Here is a 19871-nt window from a genome sequence, read left to right as displayed (position 1 = left end):
CTTCACCCATGAGAAAGCTGTGGCGCAAAATGTAGCTTCAACTATAATCCGCCGGCGTTTTTTGCGCGGCTATTGTGCCGGATTGGTTTGTTCCGGCCGTTCCTGCGGTTAACGCACGTTGCAATCATGCTCGTCGAGTGGCAAGCCTCTTTTGCTTGATTCGAAAAATCGGTCAGCCGGGTGTCTATGCCGGCCGTATGACCGGCTAACGTTAACCCATTACCTTGCAAGCGCCTTGAACGTTAATTCCTGTTTTTCCATTTTATTACTCACATTTTTATTACTCACATTGTCGGAGGCTGCGATGGCCGCACAGCAATTGGATCCCGCTGTCGAACAGCGTATCGAAACCTTGTTGGCGCAAATGACGCCGGAAGAGAAAGTCGGGCAGATGACGCAAGTCGATTTCAGCGTGATTTCGTTGGAAAACGGTCAGGATTTGGACAATCCTATCGATCAGGCCAAGTTGGACGCGGCGATTTTTCGCTACCACGTAGGTTCTATCCTGAATACGCCGACTACGCCTAATAATAAAGCCCAGCCGGTCGAAAAATGGCGGACCATTACCCAACAGATTCGCGACACTGCGGCCAAAACCCGCTTGCAGATCCCGGTCATTTACGGCATAGACGCTATTCACGGCGCCACGTACACACGCGATTCGGTGTTGTTTCCACAAGCGATCAGCATGGCAGCCACCTTCAATACCGAACTGTCTTTTTTGGAAGGGCAGATCACCGCTCGGGAAGTGAAGGCGTCAGGCCTGGACTGGAATTTTTCCCCGGTCATGGACATAGGCCGCCAACCCCTGTGGCCCAGGCTTTGGGAAACCTACGGCGAGGACGTGCACTTGGCGAGCGCGATGGGTAGCGCTTATATCGCCGGCCACCAAGGCACGGATTACTCCGCTGCCGATAAAGCCCCCACTTGTTTGAAACACTATGTCGGCTACAGCTATCCGTTGAACGGAAAAGACCGCACTCCGGCCTGGATAGGCGAACGGGCACTGCGGGAATGGTTTTTACCCGGTTTCCAAGCCGGCATCGCTGCCGGTGCGCCGACCGTCATGATCAATTCGTCCGAAGTGGACGGCATTCCCGGCCACGCCAACTACCATTATCTGACCGAGATTTTGCGCGGCGAACTGGGCTTCACCGGCTTCACGGTATCGGACTGGCAAGACATCATCCGTCTGCACACCCGCGACAAAGTCGCGGCGTCGCCGCGCGAAGCGGTGAAAATCGCGGTGATGGCCGGGGTCGACATGAGCATGGTGCCTTACGATTTTTCGTTTTACGAGCTGTTATTGGATTTGGTGAACAGCGGCGAAGTGCCGATGAGTCGAATCGACGAAGCGGTGGGGCGCATCTTGCGGGTCAAATTGCAAAGCGGTTTGTTCGAGCGCCGCGAGGCGGATTTGCCGGTCGCCGGCAATTTCGCCACAGAACAAGCGGCCGCCGTCAATCGGCAAGCCGCGCAAGAGGCTATCGTGTTGGCCAAAAATGCCGGCGACCTGCTGCCGTTGAGCAAGCAGGCCAGTATTTTGCTGACCGGTCCGACCGCCAATTCCTTAAGCGTGATGAACGGCGGCTGGACCATTACCTGGCAAGGCAACGCCGAAGACTGGTATCCCAAACAGCATCCGACCTTGCTGCAAGCGCTGCAGGCAAAGTCCGCCGGTAAAGTCAGCTACGTGGGCGGGCAGCGGTTCGGCGAGGAAATCAACATCGAGCAGGCAGTGACGGCAGCGCGCCAACACGATGTGGTGGTTTTGGCCTTGGGCGAAAATACTTACACCGAAACCTTGGGCAACATCGACAGTTTGTCGCTGGATTCCGTACAACTGCAATTGGCTAAGGCGCTGTTTGCCACCGGTAAACCCATCGTGCTGATCACCTTTGGCGGCCGGCCGCGCCTCATTACCGACATCGCCGAGCAGGCTCAAGCCGTGCTATTGGGCTTTTTACCGGGTATGGAAGGCGGGCGGGCGATGGCGGATATTTTGTTCGGGGAGGTCAATCCGAGCGGTAAATTGCCGATCAGCTATCCCAGGGCGAGCAACGACGTCACCCCGTACGACCATAAACCGATGGAAGCCTTTGAAATGGTGCAGTACCAGCCGCTGTATCCTTTCGGCCACGGTTTGAGCTACACCCGTTTTAAAACCAGCGGCTTACGGCTCGAACGCAGCCGCTATCGGCTCGGTGAGGAGGTCAAATTAAGCGTAAGCGTCGAAAACACCGGCAACCGGCCCGGCAAAGAAGCGGTCTTGGTGTACCTGAACGACGTGTATGCCTCGGTCACCCGGCCGGTCAAACAACTGAAAGCGTTCAGCAAAGTGGCGTTGCAACCCGGCGAACGGCGCGCGTTGCAATTTACCTTGAAACCCGAGGATTTATCCTTCATCGGTCCGGACATGCGGCGCATCGTGGAGCCCGGGGAGTTCAAGGTGATGGTGGGCGACGAAAGTGCGAGTTTCGAAGTGCTGGCCGATTAAGCAAATGGAGTTAAGGATGTCGGCGAATCCAACGACCCGAACCAATCAAACCCCGGCCTTGGCGGTGCTGACGTCCTTGTTTTTCATCTGGGGCTTCATCACCTGCCTGAACGATATTTTGATCCCGCATTTGAAGGCGGTTTTTACCCTGAATTACACCCAAGCCATGCTGGTGCAATTCTGTTTTTTTGCCGCTTACTTCGTGATGTCGCTGCCCAGCGGTTATCTGGTGGAAAAACTGGGTTATCGGCGCGGTATCGTGGTCGGTTTAGCGGTTGCCGCCAGTGGTTGTTTGCTGTTTTATCCGGCGGCCGGCCTGCATAGCTATCCGCTGTTTCTGGGCGCGTTTTTCGTATTGGCCTCCGGCATCACCTTGTTGCAAGTTGCCGCCAATCCTTACGTGACCGTGTTGGGCAGCCCCGAAACCGCGTCCAGCCGTCTGACCTTGACTCAGGCCTTCAATTCGTTGGGTACCACGCTCGCGCCGTTTTTCGGTTCGGCGCTGATCATGGCGGTAGCGGTGAAAAGCGAAACGCAGTTGCAAGGTTTGGACGCGGCCGAATTGGCGGCTTATCAAGCGGCGCAGGCTGCAAGCGTGCAACTGCCTTATTTGGGCTTGGCCGGGGTATTGTTTTTGTTGGCATGCCTGTTTGCGGTGTTGCGTCTACCGGCGATAGTGACAAACGTCGAAACCGGCGGCGGCAAAGTGCCTGTTCATGCCAATGCCTGGGCCTATCCGCATTTACGTTGGGGTGCTGTTGCCATCTTTTTGTACGTGGGTGCCGAAGTCGCTATCGGCAGCTTTATGGTGAGTTTCCTCGGGCAAAGCGATATTGCGGGTTTGCCGGAAGCGCAAGCCGGCCGTTTCCTGGCGTTTTATTGGGGTGGCGCTATGGCGGGTCGTTTTGTCGGCGCGGTAGTGATGCGCCATTTCCATCCGGCTCGGGTACTGGCCGGTCATGCGGCAACGGCGGTTTTGCTGGTCGTTACCGCGGCTATTGCCAGCGGCCAGCCGGCCATGTGGAGTTTGATCGCCGTAGGGCTATGCAATTCGGTGATGTTTCCGACCCTGTTTTCCCTGGCTTTAACCGGCTTGGCCGAACACACCGGCCAGGGCTCCGGCATCTTGTGCGCAGCGATAGTCGGCGGTGCGATTGTGCCGTTGCTGAAAGGCGCATTGGCCGATGCGTTCGGTATCCAGGCGGCATTGGTTCTGCCGGCCTTATGCTATTGCTACATAGCGGGGTACGCCGTTTATTGCCGCGGTTTGTCGCCAAGCGCTCCATAGTTTTTTCTAGCGTTCTTCTTCTGCCTTCCCGAGCCGCTATCCGCTAGCCGGATTTGCGGCGCCGTATCGGGATGTTTGCCTCTCTCCTGCCTGATATTGTATTGGCGCAAGCTAGCTTGTCGGCAAATCCAACGCGTTTTCCCGGCGCAATAACCTTGTGATCGCTCTGTTATTTAACCAGGGTGAATAAACCATTTTGCGTTTCGTTATTTACTTTTGTACATAACGAATTAAACTGGCCCCAACACCTGCCTTGCGCGGTATTCAAGGCGAGGAAGAAATCTATCAACTAACAGACACAGCAGGCTCCCTATGGCGATACAACCGGTCGGTCGCGCAAGCACCGCCTTACCTCTTTCGTTGTTAAGCGCATGCACGTTTTTAGCTTGCGAAGTTGTCGAAGCGGCGGAGAAACCTAAATACATCCGGCCGCCTTTTGCGGCGTTCTCCAGCCAAATGCACGATCCTTTGTTGGGGGGCGGGAAATATGAAAAGCCGGTGTGGAATTTGCATGACATGTTGAAATTGCCGGATTGGTTATCGATGTCTGTGGAGCAGCGTACCCGCTATGAGACTTTCGACAACGCGTTCAAGGCCTCCGGCAGCGGCGGCGACCAACAAATCGCATTGCAAACCGCGTTTTGGCTGGAAGCCAATCTGGGCAAGTTGCGGGCGGGAGCGGAATTCGTCGATGCTCGCGCGCTGTTGAGCGACAAGGATTCGGACCTCAACACCACTCACGCCGACAACGCCGATTTCATCCAGGGCTACCTCAACTGGGCGGAGCAGAATCTGTTTTATAGCGGTATAGGGGCCGACGCGACGGCCGGTAGGCAGACCTTGAATATCGGCAGCCGGCGTTTGGTGGCGCGTAATGCCCTTAGAAATACCATCAATAGTTTTACCGGGGTGAAATTGCGTGTTACCGATTACAGTCAGTGGGCCTTTACCGGTTTCGTAACCATGCCGGTGTTGCGTTTTCCGGACAAGGAAAAGGCAATCCTGGCCGAAACGCACGAATTCGATGAGGAAGACACGCATACCTGGTTTTCCGGCGGATTTTTGGAGCTGTACGATTTGCTTTGGGGTATAAACGCCGAGGCTTATCTTTACCATTTGGATGAAGGCGACAGCATTCGAAACCCCACTCGTAACCGCCGTTACTTCACGCCTGGTATGCGTTTTTACCTGAAACCGGCCAAAGCCAAACTCGATTTCGAACTGGAAGCGATAGGACAATTGGGTACGGTTAGAAAAACCACCGCCAACAGCGACGGCAAAGACTTGGATCACGCCGCTTGGTATGAGCATGTCAGTCTTGGTTACACCTTAGACGTGCCCTGGTCGCCTCGATTCGGCCTGGATTACGATTACGCCAGCGGCGACGAAGACCCTAACGACAACCTCGACCAGCGCTTCGATACGCTGTATGGTGCGCGCCGTTTCGAGTTCGGCCCGACCGGTATTTACGGCGCCTTCGCGCGCAGCAACATCAATACGCCGGGATACGGCATCGGTATTTCGCCGCGTAGCGATGTGCAAATGAGTGTCAGGCACCGCTACTTCTGGTTGGCGTCCGATACCGACAGTTGGACGACAGCCGGCCTGCGCGATAAAACCGGAAAAAGCGGCGGCGATATTGGACATCAACTGGAATTGACGGCCCGCTGGGATTTCAACAGCAGTTTAAATTTCGAAGCCGCCTGGGCGCATTTGTTTAAAGGGGCGTTTGCCCAACACGCGCCGTCGGCACCGGCCGAGGGCGACGTGGATTATTTTTACCTGCAAAGTCAGCTGAGATTTTAAAACCGCCGTAGGCATAGTGCATGTATCTTTTTAAGAATCAACCAGGAGAAATCGATGGTCACCTACCTTAGGCAAAGCGTTTGCTTGGCTGCTTGTTTATTCCTGTATTCGTTTGCGGCGCAGGCCGAAACGGTGTTGGTGGCGGTGGCTTCCAACTTTACCAAGCCGATGAGCGAGATTGCCGCCGAGTTCGAAAAGCAAACCGGCTACGGGGCGAATTTAGCCTTCGGTTCGTCCGGTAAATTCGCATCGCAATTGCTGAACGGGGCACCGTTCGAAGTGTTTTTATCCGCCGACGGCGATAAGCCGCTACGATTGGAACAAGAAGGGGTTGCGCTGGCCGGCAGCCGTTTTACCTATGCGCTAGGTACTTTGCTACTGTGGTCGGCCAAACCGGGCGTGGTGGACGCCGATGGGCAGATATTGCACAAAGGCGGTTTTCAACATTTGGCGTTGGCGGATCCGAAACTGGCGCCCTACGGTGTTGCCGCCGTGGAGGTCATGAACAAACTGAAGGTATACGACAAACTGCAGCCTTTGTTGGTGTATGGCGAAAATATTTCTCAAGCCCAAGAATTCGTCAGTACCGGCAATGCCGAATTGGGTTTCATCGCGTTGTCGCAAGTGATCGCCGATGGCGGCGGCATCGGCGAAGGTTCGGGTTGGGTAGTGCCGACAGAATTGCATATGCCGATTCGGCAAGACGCCGTGTTAATGAAGGCCGGTGCGCAAAACCCGGCGGCATCGGCGTTGATGGCATTTCTGAAGTCGCCGCCAGCTTTGGCGATTATCGAACGCTACGGCTATCGCTTGCCTAACGGGCGCGAAGTCGTGGCAAATCCCCCCGCCGATGAAAAGCATTGATAATGGGAGCGACGCCCGGTGGCGATTCGAAAGGCTATGCGCGACAAGGGCATCGCCCCGCCCTCACGATGATTTTCATAGTAACTACCATGAAGGCCTGGCAGCCGCCCCGGCAAATGAAAGGTAGTTTGGTAGGAGCGACGCATAGTCGCGATGAGGGCCTTGCGAATCGCGGCTATCTGTCGTTCCCACTATGACTTTCATGGTCATGACTTACATAGTAAGGAGTTGTTAGTGTGAATTCAGCGGATTTCGCCACGTTGTGGTTGACCTTCAAGGTTTCCGGCGTGGCCACTTGTTTAATGCTCATTTTCGGCACGCCGCTGGCTTGGTGGCTGGCCCGAACTCAGTCGCGTTGGAAGGGCTTATGCAACGCCTTGGTGGCCTTGCCTTTGGTGTTGCCGCCTACCGTGCTGGGTTTTTATCTCTTGATTTTGCTGGGTCCGAATGGGCCGATAGGCAAGCTGACCAGTGCTTTGGGCATGGGTACCTTGCCGTTTACCTTCGCCGGACTGGTGGTCGCGTCGGTACTGTATTCCCTGCCTTTCGTGGTGCAGCCTTTGCAGGCTTCATTTGCCGGCATCGGGCCCCAGGCCTTGGAGGCGGCGGCGACTTTGCGGGCAGGACCGCTGGATACTTTTTTTCACGTGGTTATGCCGTTGGCCCGACCGGGTTTTTTGACCGCAGCGATTTTAGGCTTCGCGCATACCGTCGGCGAGTTCGGCGTGGTGTTGATGGTGGGCGGCAACATTCCGGACAAAACCCGTGTCGTGTCGGTGCAAATCTACAACCATGTGGAAGCCTTGGAGCTGGGGCAAGCCCATGCTTTAGCCGGTGGTTTGCTGCTGTTTTCTTTTTTGGTGTTGCTGGTGCTTTATACCGCATTAAAAACCCAGCCAGTCGCGCATCCCTTGACCTAATGCTCAATCCGATTTCAGCCCGTTTTAACTTGAACTACGGCCAATTTTCGCTGGACGTCGATTTAACTTTGCCGGGTACCGGCATCACTGTGTTGTTCGGGCCGTCCGGCTCCGGCAAGACCAGTTTGTTGCGCTGCGTGGCCGGATTGCAACAGGCCGGCAACGGCTATTTGCAGATTGGCGACGACGTTTGGCAAGACAGCGCCCGTTCGGTGTTCGTGCCGACTTACCAACGCGCGTTGGGTTATGTGTTTCAGGAGGCCAATTTATTTCCGCATTTAACGGTAGCGGGCAATTTGCAGTTCGGCGTCAAACGTTTGAGACAGCAAAAAGCCAACGGCGACATGGCGCACGTCATCGAATTATTGGGAATCGGCCATTTGTTGCAACGGATGCCGGCCGGCCTGTCGGGCGGCGAGCGGCAGCGGGTGGCGATAGCCAGGGCCTTGGCGCTTAATCCCAAGATATTGCTGATGGACGAGCCCTTGTCGGCGTTGGACGAACAGCGCAAGCAGGAAATTCTGCCTTATTTGATCGACATGCATAAGGAGTTGCGCATGCCGGTGTTGTACGTCACCCATTCCCGGCACGAGGCGGCTCAGCTGGCCGATTACATGGTGGTATTGGCAAAAGGCCGGGTGCAAGCGGCCGGGCCTTTGGCGCAAACCTTGAGCCGCCTGGATTTGCCCTTAGCCCTGGAAAAACAGGCTGCCGTGGTTTGGCCGGTGTCCGTAGCGAGCCACGAGCCGGACTACCACCTGACCCACGTTAAGTTCGATGGCGGGGAATTGTGTGTGCCGCTGGTGGATGCGCCGGTAGGCAGCGAGTTCAGATTGCAACTGAATGCCAGCGACATCAGTATCGCATTGGAGCGGCCGGCGGCTACCAGTATTTTGAATGTATTGCCGGCGAGCGTGACCGGTTTGAACGATGCGGTCGACGGTCAAAACGTAGTTGCTTTAAACGTAGGACAACAGGCCTTATTGGCGCGTATTACTCGAAAATCCCTGCTGGCGTTGAACTTGCGGGTCGGGATGCCGGTTTATGTGCAAATCAAGGGTTCATCGATATTGAGATAAATTTTAGGAGCAAGTTTATGCAAGCCAGTGCGCGCAATCAATTTAGCGGTGTGGTCAGTGAAGTGGTAATCGGTGCGGTCAATGCGGAAGTGCATGTCGGCTTGCCCGGCGGAGAAACGATCGTTGCCTCCATTACCAAGGACTCGGTCGAGACTTTAGGGGTAAAAGCGGGTGTGCCGGCCATTGCGATGGTCAAAGCCCCGCAAATCATCCTTGTTACCGATTTCGGCGGGTATCGGTTGTCGGCCCGCAATCAACTGCCGGGTGTGGTGACCGCGATCAAACCGGGAGCGGTCAATGCGGAAATCGATTTGGAACTCGCCGGCGGGCAAAAAATCGCCTCCACCGTGACCAACGACAGCATCGAAAACTTGAGGTTGCGGGTGGGCCAACCGGCGACGGTAGTGTTTAAAGCGGGTGCAGTCATCCTTGCCATCGCCAATTGACGGACTGTACTTAGGCTATCGCGACAAGGCGGCACCGAAAATTTCTTAAACAGCGTGTTTTCGCAACAGTGGGAGTAGGCGTTTATGCAATTGGAAGTCAACGTCAAACTACGCCGCGGTTACTTTGAACTGGCGGCGGAACTCAATGTGCAAGCAAGCGGTGCGGGTTTGTACGGCGAGGCCGGTGCCGGAAAAAGCACGTTGCTGGAAATCATTGCGGGTACCTTGCAACCGCAAAGCGGATATATTTTGCTGGACGGCGTTGCTTTGTTCGACAGCCGGCATGGCATTGCAATGCCGGCCGCAGCCAGACCGATAGGCGCGGTGTTGCAAGCGGCCTATCGGGGAAGCGGGCAAACCGTCAGGGAAGTGTTGCATTCGGTTGGCCGGTATTGGGCGTGGCGTCGGCGCTGGTTTTCCGTGGAGTTTTTGCTGCGTCTTTTGGAGTTGAGCCACTTGCTGGATCAACGGGTAGGTCAATTGTCGGGCGAACAGCGGCAGCGGGTCGCATTGGCCTACGCTTTGCTGCAATCCCCTAAATTGTTGTTGCTGGACGATATTTTTGCGACGCTGCCCGAATCCTGTCGTCAGCAAGTGTTGCCCTTACTTAAACGGTTGCAATACGAATTCGGCATTCCGGTGATTTATGCCAGCCAATCGATGTCCGAACTTCTGTGCTTGAGCGACACCTTGCTAATCATGGAACACGGGCGTATTGTGCAAAGCGGGCCTATCCGCGAGTTGGCCAAACGACAGCAGGTCTTGCGCTTTCTAGGCGTGCGGCAAACCGACAACATCGTCACGGTCAAGATGCAATGCCACGAGGAACTCGGCGGTTGCAGTTTTGCCGGCTTTGGCGGTTATGCGCTGGCTTTGCCGTATCGTCCGCAATTGGAGCCGGGAACCAAGGTCGATATTGCCATACGCGCCAACGATATTGCGTTGTCGCATCACTATATTCAAGGCATCTCTATCCAGAATCAAATCAAGGGACGTGTGTGCGCCGTCATTGCCCGCGGCGATAGCGTCATCGTGCAAATCGATTGCGGAATAATCTTATTGGCGGAAATTACCCCGGCGGCTAACCGCGGCATGGGCTTGCGCGAAGGCGATTGGGTGTATTGCTTGATCAAGACCCACGCTATCGTGTTACTGCACGAGCTGGATTTCATTCCCTACCAACGGGTCGTCAATCACGACGACGGCGTGTATTACCTAAGTCCTACTGCGGATTTCCAGCAATAGACGGTCACGGCGTTGATCGATCGTTGTGAAATGGGAAACTATGTTATTTCGCGGATTTTCTTGCGGGCTTTGACCGATGTTTTGGAAATTAGTGTAGTAGAGCTATTTAAAATCAATGCCTTGTGGAATGGCATGTCGGTTGCTCTATTTGTGTTGCGCCCCTGCGGTCGACCCTGCTGGCGGTAGGCTGTCAGGTGAGCGCATCTTAGATATCCAACCCGAATTTTATAGATCACAGGGAAAAGGCATGAATCAGTATAAAAAATCAGCGCTGGCCGGAACGATAGGTTTGTTGCTGACGGGAGCCACGAGCGCGCAAGCCCACGTGTCGTACAACACCTCAAGCAGTTTGGCGAACGGCAACGCCACTAACGGCGCCGGAACCTGGACCGGTGGAGCCGCAACCGACTATACCGGCCGTTTGCCGGTAACCTGGATGGCACACATCCATGGCGACAGTTCCAGCTTGGAAGTCTCGACCGCGGACGCTTTGGCGGAAGGCGCGCCTAGCGGCTATGTCATCGAAACCTATAACAATAAATGGAACCCGGCATCCAGTTGGGGCAATGCCTTGGACTTCGGCTTGATCAGCTTGAGTTCGGCAGCCAATTTGACTATCAAAGTAGAAGCCGATGCCGCCTTGGGCTCCGTTTTCGTACCGGGATTTACCTTGTGGGAAAACTGGGACGAAACCACCACCAGCAGCAAGCACGGTTCCTGGAACGCCGATCCTTATAATCCGGGTAACCGCGGGGCCAGCAATTTGGTTTACTTGGGGCACGCCTCGACTACCAGTTCCGACGGTGGCGTCGACTATTCGCTGGTAGGCAACTCGGTGGAAATCACCTTTTTGAATTTGGCGGCCGGTCATTACAGTTTGTGGATAGGCGGTAACGGCACGGGCAGTACCGCTATCGGTCAGCAATACAGCGCCACGCTAACGACTGCGCCGGTACCGGTGCCGGCAGCCGTTTGGTTATTCACTACCGCGTTTGCGGGCATGCTGGGCTTGGGTAAGCGTAAACAAGCGTTACAGGCTTGAGTTTTTGCTTTGGGATTCGTCGAGAAGACGGCCAGGGATGGCAATAACGCCGGTAAACCGGCGTTATATGCAAACAACAATACGTTGTCATTGTTCAGCGAGCACTCCGGCTGATGTCGGAGTAACGATAGCAAGAAGCGTACGGATACGCAGGAGCGACGTCTCAATTCGCGACTCGCGTCGCTCCCACGAGAATGACCGAATAGTTACTGTTTTTTTGCGAATTTACGCAAAGCCAGCGCGCTAATGCCGATCAAGCCCAAAATACCAGGCTCGGGGACGGTGGGCCCTGGGAAGGTTGGAGTGCCGTACGATTTGTCGCTGCCTCCGCAGCTACCAGTGGGCAATGTATCGGTGCCGGAACATAGTTGCTGAGAGCGGATAGCTGCCAAGGTAATATCGGTATCGTTCAGTCCGGCTAAGCCACCAACGGTGAACGAAAAGGTCTGGATGTTATTGAAACCTTGACTGCCTAAGCGAAAAACCAGTTCCCATTCGCCGTCCGGAGACGATACCGGCGCGAACAAGCCGTTCAGGTTGCATCCTGAGCCGCAGTTGTCAGAGCTGGTATCTGTCGCGAACAAGCTGACTTGTCCTGATGGGGTAACGTTGCTCAGCGTCGTCGCGCCCAGGTCGTTGTTGCCGAAATCGATAAACAATCCCAATGCTTCGGCGTTCCAAGGATTTACCGTCAAGTTGAAATCGAATATGCCGTCGGTCGCTTGTTCCGTAACCGTTAAGATGTAGTTACCGGTTCCGCCTTCGTTTGTGGTCCAGGTATTGAAAGTGGCCGATTGGCTTGTTATCGGGACCGCAAGCAATGCGGTCAGAAAAAGTTTTTTTAACATGTGATATCCCCCGAAATTGTTTTCCATGTCAAAATATAAGCATTAATTGTGCCATATTAATAGTTATAATCATTTCAATAGTTTGTTTGCCGGTTTGTGGTCAAGCTGTTAACTTGTGTTAAAAAAACCGACATATTTCAGCTGATCGGGTAGACCATGATTGATAATTTGTAAAGGGCCATAAGTTTTAAATCGCTCAATTCGTATCCACTTCCCAATTGAATTTCACCCGTTGCGAGCTGCCGGTTTGGGTTTCCACGCTGAAGTTTTTGCCGATTTTATGTTTCAAAATCAAGCTGGCTTGTTGGCTGAACAAGTTGATTTTGCTGCCTATATAAAAATCCGGAGTCAAATAGCGGCCGACCGAGACCAAGGTGTCTTGCAGCGTTTTGCCTTGTTGCAGGTCGAAAGTATCGACACCTAATTTTTCCGGCAGCCAGGACAATTGGCCGACGCCGTAAGACAGCGCGGCGTTGGCGATCAGGTTGCCGTCGCTTTTGCCGACTTGGTCCAAGGCCGAGCCGGTGATCAAATAGGCCAGGGCGTCGGCTTCCGGCAAGGCAGGTTCCGCATAAACCTTGGTTTTGGGCGAATTCAGCGGGCCGGTCAAACTCAGCACCGCGGTCACCTCCCGGCTTTTGGATAAGCGGGTGGCTTCGAGGTCCAGCCAGGGATTGTCCGCCGGGCCGTTGAATAGAAAGCGGCCGGTACGTACCGTCAAATCCTGGCCGTATTTGCGGTAGCGGCCGTTTTTCATTTCCACCGTGCCGTACACGCCGTTTTTATCGGCGATTTTGCTGATGACCAACCGGCCGTGCAAATCCGTGCTTAACCCTTGGCCGCTGAATCTGCTTTGCTTGCCCAACAAAACTTCCAGGTCGGTATCCAGATTGACGCTAGCCGCCGCAGGCTCGGTTGGAGCGGGGGCGCCGGCGATGACTTCGTCCTGGCTGACGGCGACGGCGTTTTCCGGTATTTCCGCCAGGCTTAACACGGCTTTGTCCAGGCTGAGCGTGCCGGCCAGTTTAGCGCCGGTGGGTGCCCGGGCGAGTGTCAAATTTGGCGACAGTTCGATCTGCGCTTCCGGGATTTTAGCCGCTTCGAATTGTTGCCCTTTGATGTGCAGATTCGCTTCGCCGGTCAGGTCGGCCCAGCCGTCCAACTTCAAGCGACCGGGCCCGGACGATAGCTTGCCGGTAAGCGCAAAGCGCTCGGGATCATCGGCGCTGGGCGTCACGCTTAGCTGTATATCGTGCGGGGCAATGCCGAGACCGGGAAGTTCGAACGAGGCTTGGCTCAGTTGCAGTTGGCCTTGTAGCTTCGGTGTGCCGGATTGAGGATCGGCGCTCAGATCGGCATCGATTCTGCCGGCTAGCCGGCTTAGTTGCGGTACAAAGGGGTTGAACGGGCTTATATCGGCAATCGAGGCTTGCAAGTTGCCGCTTACCGCCCGCCAGTCGTCCGGATCGATCAGGGCGTGGGCAAGCAGGCTGTCGTTATTGTTCAGGTGTAAGGCCAAATTGGCGTTAAGGCGTTGACCGTCCGTGTCTCCCCAAAACTCGGCGCGCTTTAAGGTAAACTCCGTTCCGGTTTCGGCGTCCTTCACGCGTAACGCTGTGCCGTCGGTTAATCCGGCCCGGATTTGTCCGCTGAATTTTTGCCGCTTGTGTTGCAATGTTGCGTGGGCGTTTAACTCGCCGTCTATGCTCAACCGCCCGGGTAAAAACGCTTGTAATAATGCTAAGGGTAACGCGGTGGCGTCGCCGGTGAACTCGCTGCCGTGGTTTTCCCGGTATTTGCCGCTCAGGCACAGTGCGGCATTGCCTTGCTGTAGGCATAGGGGTTCGGTGGCAGCGGCCCGGGCCGAGACGGCTAATTTTACAGCTTGTTTGAGGTGCCAGCGACCGAAATCGACGGCGGAGATCTGCAGATGGGTTATCTGACCCTGCCAGCGCTCTTGGTTTAAGCCGCCTGCTAGAGTTAATGCCAACGTGGCCGCCGGGCTGGCGGCCTCGGCGTGGATACGGTGTTGTTTCTGCGAGCCTTCGGCTTCCAGGTTTAGCTGTTTGACGGCGTGTGCGCCGGAAACGATGCCGGCAGCGGCAGCGCGGGCATGGGATAAGCGTTTGCCGTCCGGGGCGTAATCGATGTTTACATCCAGTTTGTCCACCTTATTGGCTTGATAAGCGATGTGTTCGGCTTGCGTTTGCAGGGTTAGCGCCGGGTTTTGCCAGTCGCCGCTCAGCCGGGCTTGCCCGGAAGCCCGGCCGCGCAGACCCGGCCATAATCCGGCCAGGTCAGAGGCGTTGACGTCGAGTCGCAATTGCGAGTGTTGCCGGTCCAGGTTGCCGTCGGCGCGGATCCGGTTTTTGCCGCTGCTCAGGTCGAATTGTGCGACGGCCAGCGCGTCGTTTTGTAAATCCAGTTTGCCGGAAGCGGCGACAGGATAATCGCGTAGCCGGCCTTGTAAGGATTTTAATTCGGCCGTCAGCCGGCGGCTGTTGTCTCGTATAGTGCCTTGCAGATGCGCGCTGAAGTTCAATTGCCCGGGCAATCGTGGGTCGAATAGACCGGGGTTGAAATCGCGGCCTTCGCCGTCCAGCAAAAACGCAAGGCCTTGCCGCCAATCGATTCGACCGCTAGCCTCCAAGCCGCCGGCCGGCGAGCGGATACTCAAGGTTTGCAGCTGTAACCCGCTTTGGCTGCCGTTGGCGTTCAGACGGGCTTGAAATTTCGGCAGACCGGTGCGGTGTACCTCAGCGTTCAACTCCAGCCGGTAAGCGTCCGGGTAACCGGAGAAGCCGATGCGGCCTTGTTCGCTAAGCAATTGGCCGGATGCTTCGGTAAACGGCCAACGCAGCTGTTGCCAATCGAGTTCGGCTTGAATCCGGGGGCGGTTCAGCAGGTCGGACACTTGCGCGTGCAGCGAGGAAACGAACGGGCCGGCCGTCCGACTATGCACATTGATCAGCTCGATGGAACCGTCGAGTCGGCCGGCGCCGGAAAAGCGGCCTTGTTTTGGGTCGTCGTAACGCCAGTCGATGCCGAGTCGGAACGGGAAACCTTGGCCCAGTTGCAGTTCCCCGCTTGCAGTAATCCCGGCACGCAGGCCGGAAACGGCCAAATGCTCCAGATGCAGGCGGTTTTGCACGGTGTGTGCGGAAATTTTTAACTCCGGCAATTCGAATTGGCTATCGCCGCTACGATACTGCAAGTCGGTTATCGATAATGCGTCGATTTTTATAGCGATAGGCGGGGCGAAGGAGCGATTCCGATCGAACCGGGTTGAGGAATCCGGCGGTGTTGGGTTAGGTTTCCGCTCTATCGAAACGCCGCGTGCGGAAAGTTCGGCGATGTGCAGGCGGCCGGCCGATAATTGCCTGGGATACCAGGAAAATGTGAGCTGATCGATGCGGACGGTTTCGCCGGCGGTTCGGTATGCGAAAGCATTCAATCTGATGGTGCCAAGCAAATTGCCTTGCATGGAAACGAAGCCGCTGTCGGCCGGTATGGTCTGAAGTACCCGGCGCAGTAGCCAGTTGCTGCCGGCTTCGCTGCTCAGCAAGCCGTATAAGACGGCGGGCGGCGCCAGTATCAGGATAGTCAGCGTTAACCAAAGCAATTTTTTCATAAACGCGTGCCGGCGGCGAAATGAAATTGTATGCCGCCGTCTGGTTGACCGATAGGTGTCGCTAGGTCAAAGCGTACCAGGCCGAATGGCGAATACCAGCGCAAGCCCAGGCCGGCGCCGGTTTTAATCCGGATGTCGTCCGGTTCGTAGGCATTGCCGCTGTCGATGAAAGCGGCAATGCCCCAATCGTCGAACAGGCCTTGTTCGTATTCCAGGCTGAGTACGCTCACAAAGCGACCGCCGATGACGTTGCCGGCGGCGTCGGTCGGGCCGAGTTCTTTGTAGGAATAACCGCGTATGCTGTTCATGCCGCCGGCGTAAAAGCGGTAGGTGGTCGGTAGTTTGCTGAAATCGTCGACTAGGGTAGCGCCTTGCTCGGCGCGCACGAGCAAACGGCTGCGCCACGGCATGGGATGCTGCCAAACCGCCGCGAAATGGGCTTGCGCTAAATTGATGTCCGACAACGGATTTTGTGCGCTGCCGATGACGTTGAACTCTATGCGATAGCCTTGGCGGGGGCGCACCGGATCGTCGGAAACCGAACGTAACCAACTGCCGCCCGGCAGCAGTAGTAAGGTGCTATCGTCGTCGCCGTCGGTTTTGTAGCTTTCGTAGACCGAATCCAGGAACAAAGTCTGCTTCCAGCCGCTATCCAGGGACTTTTTAACGCGGGCCGACAGTTTGCCGGACAGCGACTGGTAGCTGTCGGTGTCTTCGCGTTTGATGCCGCCGCCGAAGCTGAAATAATCGCTGGCCGGTTTTTGCAGCGGCACGGTGTATTCCAGCGTGGCGGTGGCCAGCACCGGCGAGACGTCCAGGTCGGCGTTCAACACATGCCCGTCGCGGTTCAAGCGCCGGTTTTGGTAGCCGCCGCCGAGTAACGGACCTTTGTCCGTGTCGTAGCCTATCCCCACGGTATAGTGGTGGGTTTTGCGGGGATGCAGTGTCAAGGTTACCGGTACTTGCAGATCCTGAATGTTATCCAAATCAGGTTGTAAGTCGACCCGCTGAAAGTATGGGCTGGAGGTCAGGGCGGCATGGGTTTGCGCGAGTTGTTTGGCGCTGTAGTAATCGCCGCTTTTGAAGCTGACGAAACGCTCGACCAACGCAGGATCGAGAACGTCTTGATCTATGCTCAAAACGCCGAAACGGTTGCGCGGGCCGCTGTCGAATACCAAATCGATCAAGGCACTGTGTTGTTGCTTGTCGATATGCAAGCGATGGGTTAGAAATTTGGCTTGCAGATAGCCTTGTTCGGCCGCCAGTGCGTTTATCTTGCGCTTCATCGACTCGTAATCGGCGTGGTTGAGCGCCAGATTGCGCTGCTGCAGCAGTTGTTCGCGCAGTTTGACGAACGCCGGGTCTTCAGCGGCTTCGCCGCGTATCTCCACATTGATTTCCGCGATCGACGTTCTCGGGCCGGGAGCGATCACGAAGTGCGCTTGCCAACAGCCGTCGCCGAATCGCAGTTGCTTTGCCAGTTGGCTGTGGTAGTAACCGAACGCCCGCATGGCCTGATCGATCTCTTGGTCGGCTTGTGCGTACAAATCGCGGATTTTCCATTCGGGCGATTCGCAGTTTTCGTCGGCCACACTCAGGGTCAATTCCACATTGTTCCGGACTTCGCCGCTCAGGCCGTCGATTTCGACGTCGGCCTGAGCCCAAGCCGGCAGACACAGTAAGGCTAACAGCTTGACGGTGTTGCGGCGGCCTAAATGTTGGCGGCGTGTCTTGGGTTTGCTGTCGGTTTCCATGACCCAATCGGTGTCAGAAGGACGCTTGGCATGCTACCAAGCTTTTAGGTTTTAGCCTTGGAAAATTAGGCTAGCCGCTGTGGTCCGGCGGCTGGAAACGGAGGAACGCTGGCGGCGGATGGTTTAGGATGCATCCATTTTGTAGCCGTAGCCGCGTATGGTTTTGAGCAGTTTGGGTTCGAAATTATCGTCTATCTTGCGCCGCAATTGGCGGATGTAGACGTCGACCACGTTGGTCAACGGGTCTGCGCTGTAGCCCCAGACTTGTTCCAAAATGCGGGTGCGGCTGAGTACTTTTCCCGGCATGCACATAAAACATTCCAGCATCGCGAATTCTTTCGGGGTTAATTCTATCGGGATGCCGGCGCGGCTGACGATGTGGGTTTCCCGGTTCAAGGTCAAATCGGCTATCGTCAGTTCGGTTTGTGCCAGTTTGAATTCGTCCCGGCGCCGGCGCATCAAGGCCTGGACTCTGGCCAACAATTCTTCGAATGCGAAGGGTTTGGTCAAATAATCGTCGGCTCCGGCGCGTAAGCCGGATACTTTGTCCGCGACTTCGTCTCTAGCCGTCAACATCAGAATGGGGATTTGCGAGCCTTGTTCGCGCAGTTGGCCGCACAGCGTGCGGCCGTCGATGTCGGGCAGGCCCAAGTCCAGGATCAGCAACCGGAATTCTCCGGACAGGGCCAGCGGCAGCGCCGAAGAGCCCCGGTTGCAAACCTCTACCGTGTAACCTTCGGCCTTGAGGCCGCGCATGACGAAATCCGATATTCGGCTATCGTCCTCTACCATGAGAATGCGCATGAGCTGCGTATCGTAAGCAGTGATTGACATAGTTTTGCTGTCCGGTCTGTTTGATGAGTTAGGTTGCGCCGTTAAGCGGCAGGTTGATGGTAAAGGTCGATCCTCGGCCTTCGACGCTACGCACCGCAATATCGCCGCCGTGCGCTTTGATAATGGATTTAGCCATGGGCAGGCCTAAGCCGGAGCCGTCTTCCCGCGAACGTTTTGCGTTCTTGCCCCTAAAATGGCGGTCGAAAATTTGCGGTAAATCGTCCTCGGCTATACCTATGCCTTGATCGGCGATGCTGATCAAGGCTTGGGATGGATTCGACGTTACGCTCAAAGAGATGTGGCCCTGCTTAGGGGAGTAACGGCAGGCGTTATCGCCCAGAATGAACAAGACTTGGCGCAAGCGTTGTTTATCGCCGCGTACTTTGATCGGCTGGTCCGGGAGTTGCAAAGCCAAGGACTGCGCGTATTCCGAGGCGATGACTTTTAGGTCTTCGGCTGCACTGCCGACCAGCTCGCGCAGGTCTATCGGTTCCCAGTCGAACTGGGGTTGGGTGTTGTCGGTGCGGATCATAAACATCAAATCGCCCACATAAGTGCTCAATTGCGCGGACAAGTCGACGATGCGCTGCAATGCGTCTTGGTAATCGGGAATGCCGAGGTTCGATCCGCGTAACGCAACTTCGGCTTCCCCGCGGATCACGGTGATCGGGGTACGCAATTCGTGGCTGATGTCGGCAAAGAATTCCCGTCTGGCTTTGTCCAAGCGTTTCAGCTCTTCGTTGACCTTGCGCAGGTCGGCGGTGCGTTCGGCGATGCGTTTTTCCAATAAGGAGCGGTCTTGCCGGACCCGTTCTTGCTGTTGCTCCAATTCGCCGGCCATTTGATTGAAATGCTTGGCCAAATAGCCGAATTCGTTGCGGCTGTGCAGGGCGATGCGATAACTCAGGTTGCCTGAAGCGATTTCGTCGGTACCTGCCATCAGCGCTTCTAACGGTTTACGCACGCTACGTAGCAATATAAATCCGGCTATTAAACCGAATAGGGCAGCCAGACCCGCGGCCGAAACGGCTATGGTCCTGGCGTTGTTGATCAGACGCTCCATGTCGTCGCTGGCTTGTTGAGCTTTCAGGCGTTCGGATTCGATAGCGGTATCGATTAAGGGTTGAAAGACGCCGTCGATTTCGTTTTCCGAAAAATGCGCCAGGGCTTGGCTAGCTTGTTCGGGTTTGCCTTCTTTGCGCAAGTGCAGAATGGTTTCGAATTGGTAGCGATTGGTTTCCAAAAACACCTTGAAGCGCGCCAGCCTATCCAGATCCGTCAGTTTATCGTCCCAGCTCTGCACTATGCCGGTAGCCGAAGCGTTTTGCATCACCGTGTCTTGTACCGCTTGCAACGCGTTTAACAGGCGTTGTTCGGAGTTTTTCAATTTGGTTTCGGAGGTCGGCGAATTGTTGCTTAAGCGATTGATTTGTTGTTTGAAGTGGCGAAACGCCTCGTGAGACAGGCGTTGATACAGCGCGAAGGTTTGATGGGCGGTTTGGCTACGCTCGAAATAAATCGCCACTTGGTTGGATTCCCAATATAAGGCGGCTCCCAACGTTAACACGAAGCACACCGAAACCGCGATGACTGCCGACAAACGAAATCTAAACATCG

At 55.6% G+C, this 19871-nt stretch carries 14 protein-coding genes; 9 read left to right on the top strand and 5 right to left on the bottom strand.

Annotation, left to right across the window (positions count from 1 at the left end; translation table 11 throughout):
- The first annotated feature begins 304 nt into the window (after positions 1-304).
- The 9 genes from AB0A83_RS14675 to AB0A83_RS14635 all read left to right on the top strand — a co-directional run bounded on the left by AB0A83_RS14675 (position 305) and on the right by AB0A83_RS14635 (position 11187).
- Positions 305-2497 (top strand): glycoside hydrolase family 3 N-terminal domain-containing protein, encoded by a 2193-nt coding sequence (locus tag AB0A83_RS14675; RefSeq protein ID WP_367154561.1) that lies wholly within the window; start codon positions 305-307, stop codon positions 2495-2497.
- Positions 2498-2513: 16 nt separating this feature from the next.
- The gene (locus AB0A83_RS14670) at positions 2514-3785 is read left to right on the top strand and encodes a sugar MFS transporter (protein ID WP_150049666.1); all 1272 of its coding nucleotides are present in this window, start codon (positions 2514-2516) and stop codon (positions 3783-3785) included.
- A gap of 312 nt (positions 3786-4097) precedes the next feature.
- Complete coding sequence (locus tag AB0A83_RS14665; RefSeq protein ID WP_367154560.1) at positions 4098-5591, top strand: alginate export family protein; 1494 nt, start codon at positions 4098-4100, stop codon at positions 5589-5591.
- Between the two features lie 54 nt (positions 5592-5645).
- Positions 5646-6455, top strand: a complete 810-nt coding sequence (gene modA / locus AB0A83_RS14660; protein ID WP_367154559.1) for a molybdate ABC transporter substrate-binding protein — start codon at positions 5646-5648, stop codon at positions 6453-6455.
- Between the two features lie 236 nt (positions 6456-6691).
- Positions 6692-7375 (top strand): molybdate ABC transporter permease subunit, encoded by a 684-nt coding sequence (gene modB, locus AB0A83_RS14655; RefSeq protein ID WP_150049660.1) that lies wholly within the window; start codon positions 6692-6694, stop codon positions 7373-7375.
- The gene (modC, locus tag AB0A83_RS14650; protein WP_367154558.1) at positions 7375-8454 is read left to right on the top strand and encodes a molybdenum ABC transporter ATP-binding protein; all 1080 of its coding nucleotides are present in this window, start codon (positions 7375-7377) and stop codon (positions 8452-8454) included. Before modB ends, modC begins: the two co-directional genes overlap by 1 nt.
- Before the next feature lie 17 nt (positions 8455-8471).
- On the top strand, positions 8472-8900 hold the full coding sequence (locus tag AB0A83_RS14645; protein ID WP_150049656.1) for a molybdopterin-binding protein: 429 nt from the start codon (positions 8472-8474) through the stop codon (positions 8898-8900).
- An 84-nt stretch (positions 8901-8984) separates the two neighbouring features.
- Positions 8985-10145 (top strand): ATP-binding cassette domain-containing protein, encoded by a 1161-nt coding sequence (locus tag AB0A83_RS14640; protein WP_367154557.1) that lies wholly within the window; start codon positions 8985-8987, stop codon positions 10143-10145.
- A 247-nt stretch (positions 10146-10392) separates the two neighbouring features.
- Positions 10393-11187, top strand: a complete 795-nt coding sequence (locus AB0A83_RS14635; protein ID WP_150049652.1) for a hypothetical protein — start codon at positions 10393-10395, stop codon at positions 11185-11187.
- A 206-nt stretch (positions 11188-11393) separates the two neighbouring features.
- Here the strand turns inward: AB0A83_RS14635 and AB0A83_RS14630 are convergent, their stop codons facing one another.
- From AB0A83_RS14630 to AB0A83_RS14610, 5 genes are all read right to left on the bottom strand, one after another.
- Positions 11394-12035 (bottom strand): hypothetical protein, encoded by a 642-nt coding sequence (locus AB0A83_RS14630; RefSeq protein ID WP_367154556.1) that lies wholly within the window; start codon positions 12033-12035, stop codon positions 11394-11396.
- A gap of 196 nt (positions 12036-12231) precedes the next feature.
- On the bottom strand, positions 12232-15666 hold the full coding sequence (locus AB0A83_RS14625; RefSeq protein WP_367154555.1) for a translocation/assembly module TamB domain-containing protein: 3435 nt from the start codon (positions 15664-15666) through the stop codon (positions 12232-12234).
- Complete coding sequence (locus AB0A83_RS14620; protein WP_367154554.1) at positions 15663-17420, bottom strand: autotransporter assembly complex family protein; 1758 nt, start codon at positions 17418-17420, stop codon at positions 15663-15665. The genes AB0A83_RS14625 and AB0A83_RS14620 overlap by 4 nt, the downstream gene beginning before the upstream one ends.
- Positions 17421-17543: 123 nt before the next feature.
- Positions 17544-18254, bottom strand: coding sequence for a response regulator transcription factor (locus AB0A83_RS14615; protein ID WP_232056662.1), 711 nt, complete (start codon positions 18252-18254; stop codon positions 17544-17546).
- Positions 18255-18282: 28 nt separating this feature from the next.
- Complete coding sequence (locus AB0A83_RS14610; protein WP_150049642.1) at positions 18283-19869, bottom strand: HAMP domain-containing sensor histidine kinase; 1587 nt, start codon at positions 19867-19869, stop codon at positions 18283-18285.
- Between the last annotated feature and the right edge of the window lie 2 nt (positions 19870-19871).

Origin of the sequence: Methylomonas sp. HYX-M1 (genome assembly GCF_040741385.1) — a bacterium.
In the GTDB taxonomy this organism is placed as follows: domain Bacteria; phylum Pseudomonadota; class Gammaproteobacteria; order Methylococcales; family Methylomonadaceae; genus Methylomonas; species Methylomonas rhizoryzae.
The sequence above is the reverse complement of the archived record's forward strand: the minus strand, read 5'-3'. Positions and strand labels throughout refer to the sequence as shown.

What these genes read in the sequence shown, in the direction of transcription:
- AB0A83_RS14675 (WP_367154561.1), top strand. Translation starts at nt 305, where the DNA reads ATGGCCGCACAGCAATTGGATCCCGCTGTCGAACAGCGTATCGAAACC.
- AB0A83_RS14670 (WP_150049666.1), top strand. Translation starts at nt 2,514, where the DNA reads ATGTCGGCGAATCCAACGACCCGAACCAATCAAACCCCGGCCTTGGCG.
- AB0A83_RS14665 (WP_367154560.1), top strand. Translation starts at nt 4,098, where the DNA reads ATGGCGATACAACCGGTCGGTCGCGCAAGCACCGCCTTACCTCTTTCG.
- modA (WP_367154559.1), top strand. Translation starts at nt 5,646, where the DNA reads ATGGTCACCTACCTTAGGCAAAGCGTTTGCTTGGCTGCTTGTTTATTC.
- modC (WP_367154558.1), top strand. Translation starts at nt 7,375, where the DNA reads ATGCTCAATCCGATTTCAGCCCGTTTTAACTTGAACTACGGCCAATTT.
- AB0A83_RS14645 (WP_150049656.1), top strand. Translation starts at nt 8,472, where the DNA reads ATGCAAGCCAGTGCGCGCAATCAATTTAGCGGTGTGGTCAGTGAAGTG.
- AB0A83_RS14640 (WP_367154557.1), top strand. Translation starts at nt 8,985, where the DNA reads ATGCAATTGGAAGTCAACGTCAAACTACGCCGCGGTTACTTTGAACTG.
- AB0A83_RS14635 (WP_150049652.1), top strand. Translation starts at nt 10,393, where the DNA reads ATGAATCAGTATAAAAAATCAGCGCTGGCCGGAACGATAGGTTTGTTG.
- AB0A83_RS14630 (WP_367154556.1), bottom strand. Translation starts at nt 12,035, where the DNA reads ATGTTAAAAAAACTTTTTCTGACCGCATTGCTTGCGGTCCCGATAACA.
- AB0A83_RS14625 (WP_367154555.1), bottom strand. Translation starts at nt 15,666, where the DNA reads ATGAAAAAATTGCTTTGGTTAACGCTGACTATCCTGATACTGGCGCCG.
- AB0A83_RS14620 (WP_367154554.1), bottom strand. Translation starts at nt 17,420, where the DNA reads ATGGAAACCGACAGCAAACCCAAGACACGCCGCCAACATTTAGGCCGC.
- AB0A83_RS14615 (WP_232056662.1), bottom strand. Translation starts at nt 18,254, where the DNA reads ATGTCAATCACTGCTTACGATACGCAGCTCATGCGCATTCTCATGGTA.
- AB0A83_RS14610 (WP_150049642.1), bottom strand. Translation starts at nt 19,869, where the DNA reads ATGTTTAGATTTCGTTTGTCGGCAGTCATCGCGGTTTCGGTGTGCTTC.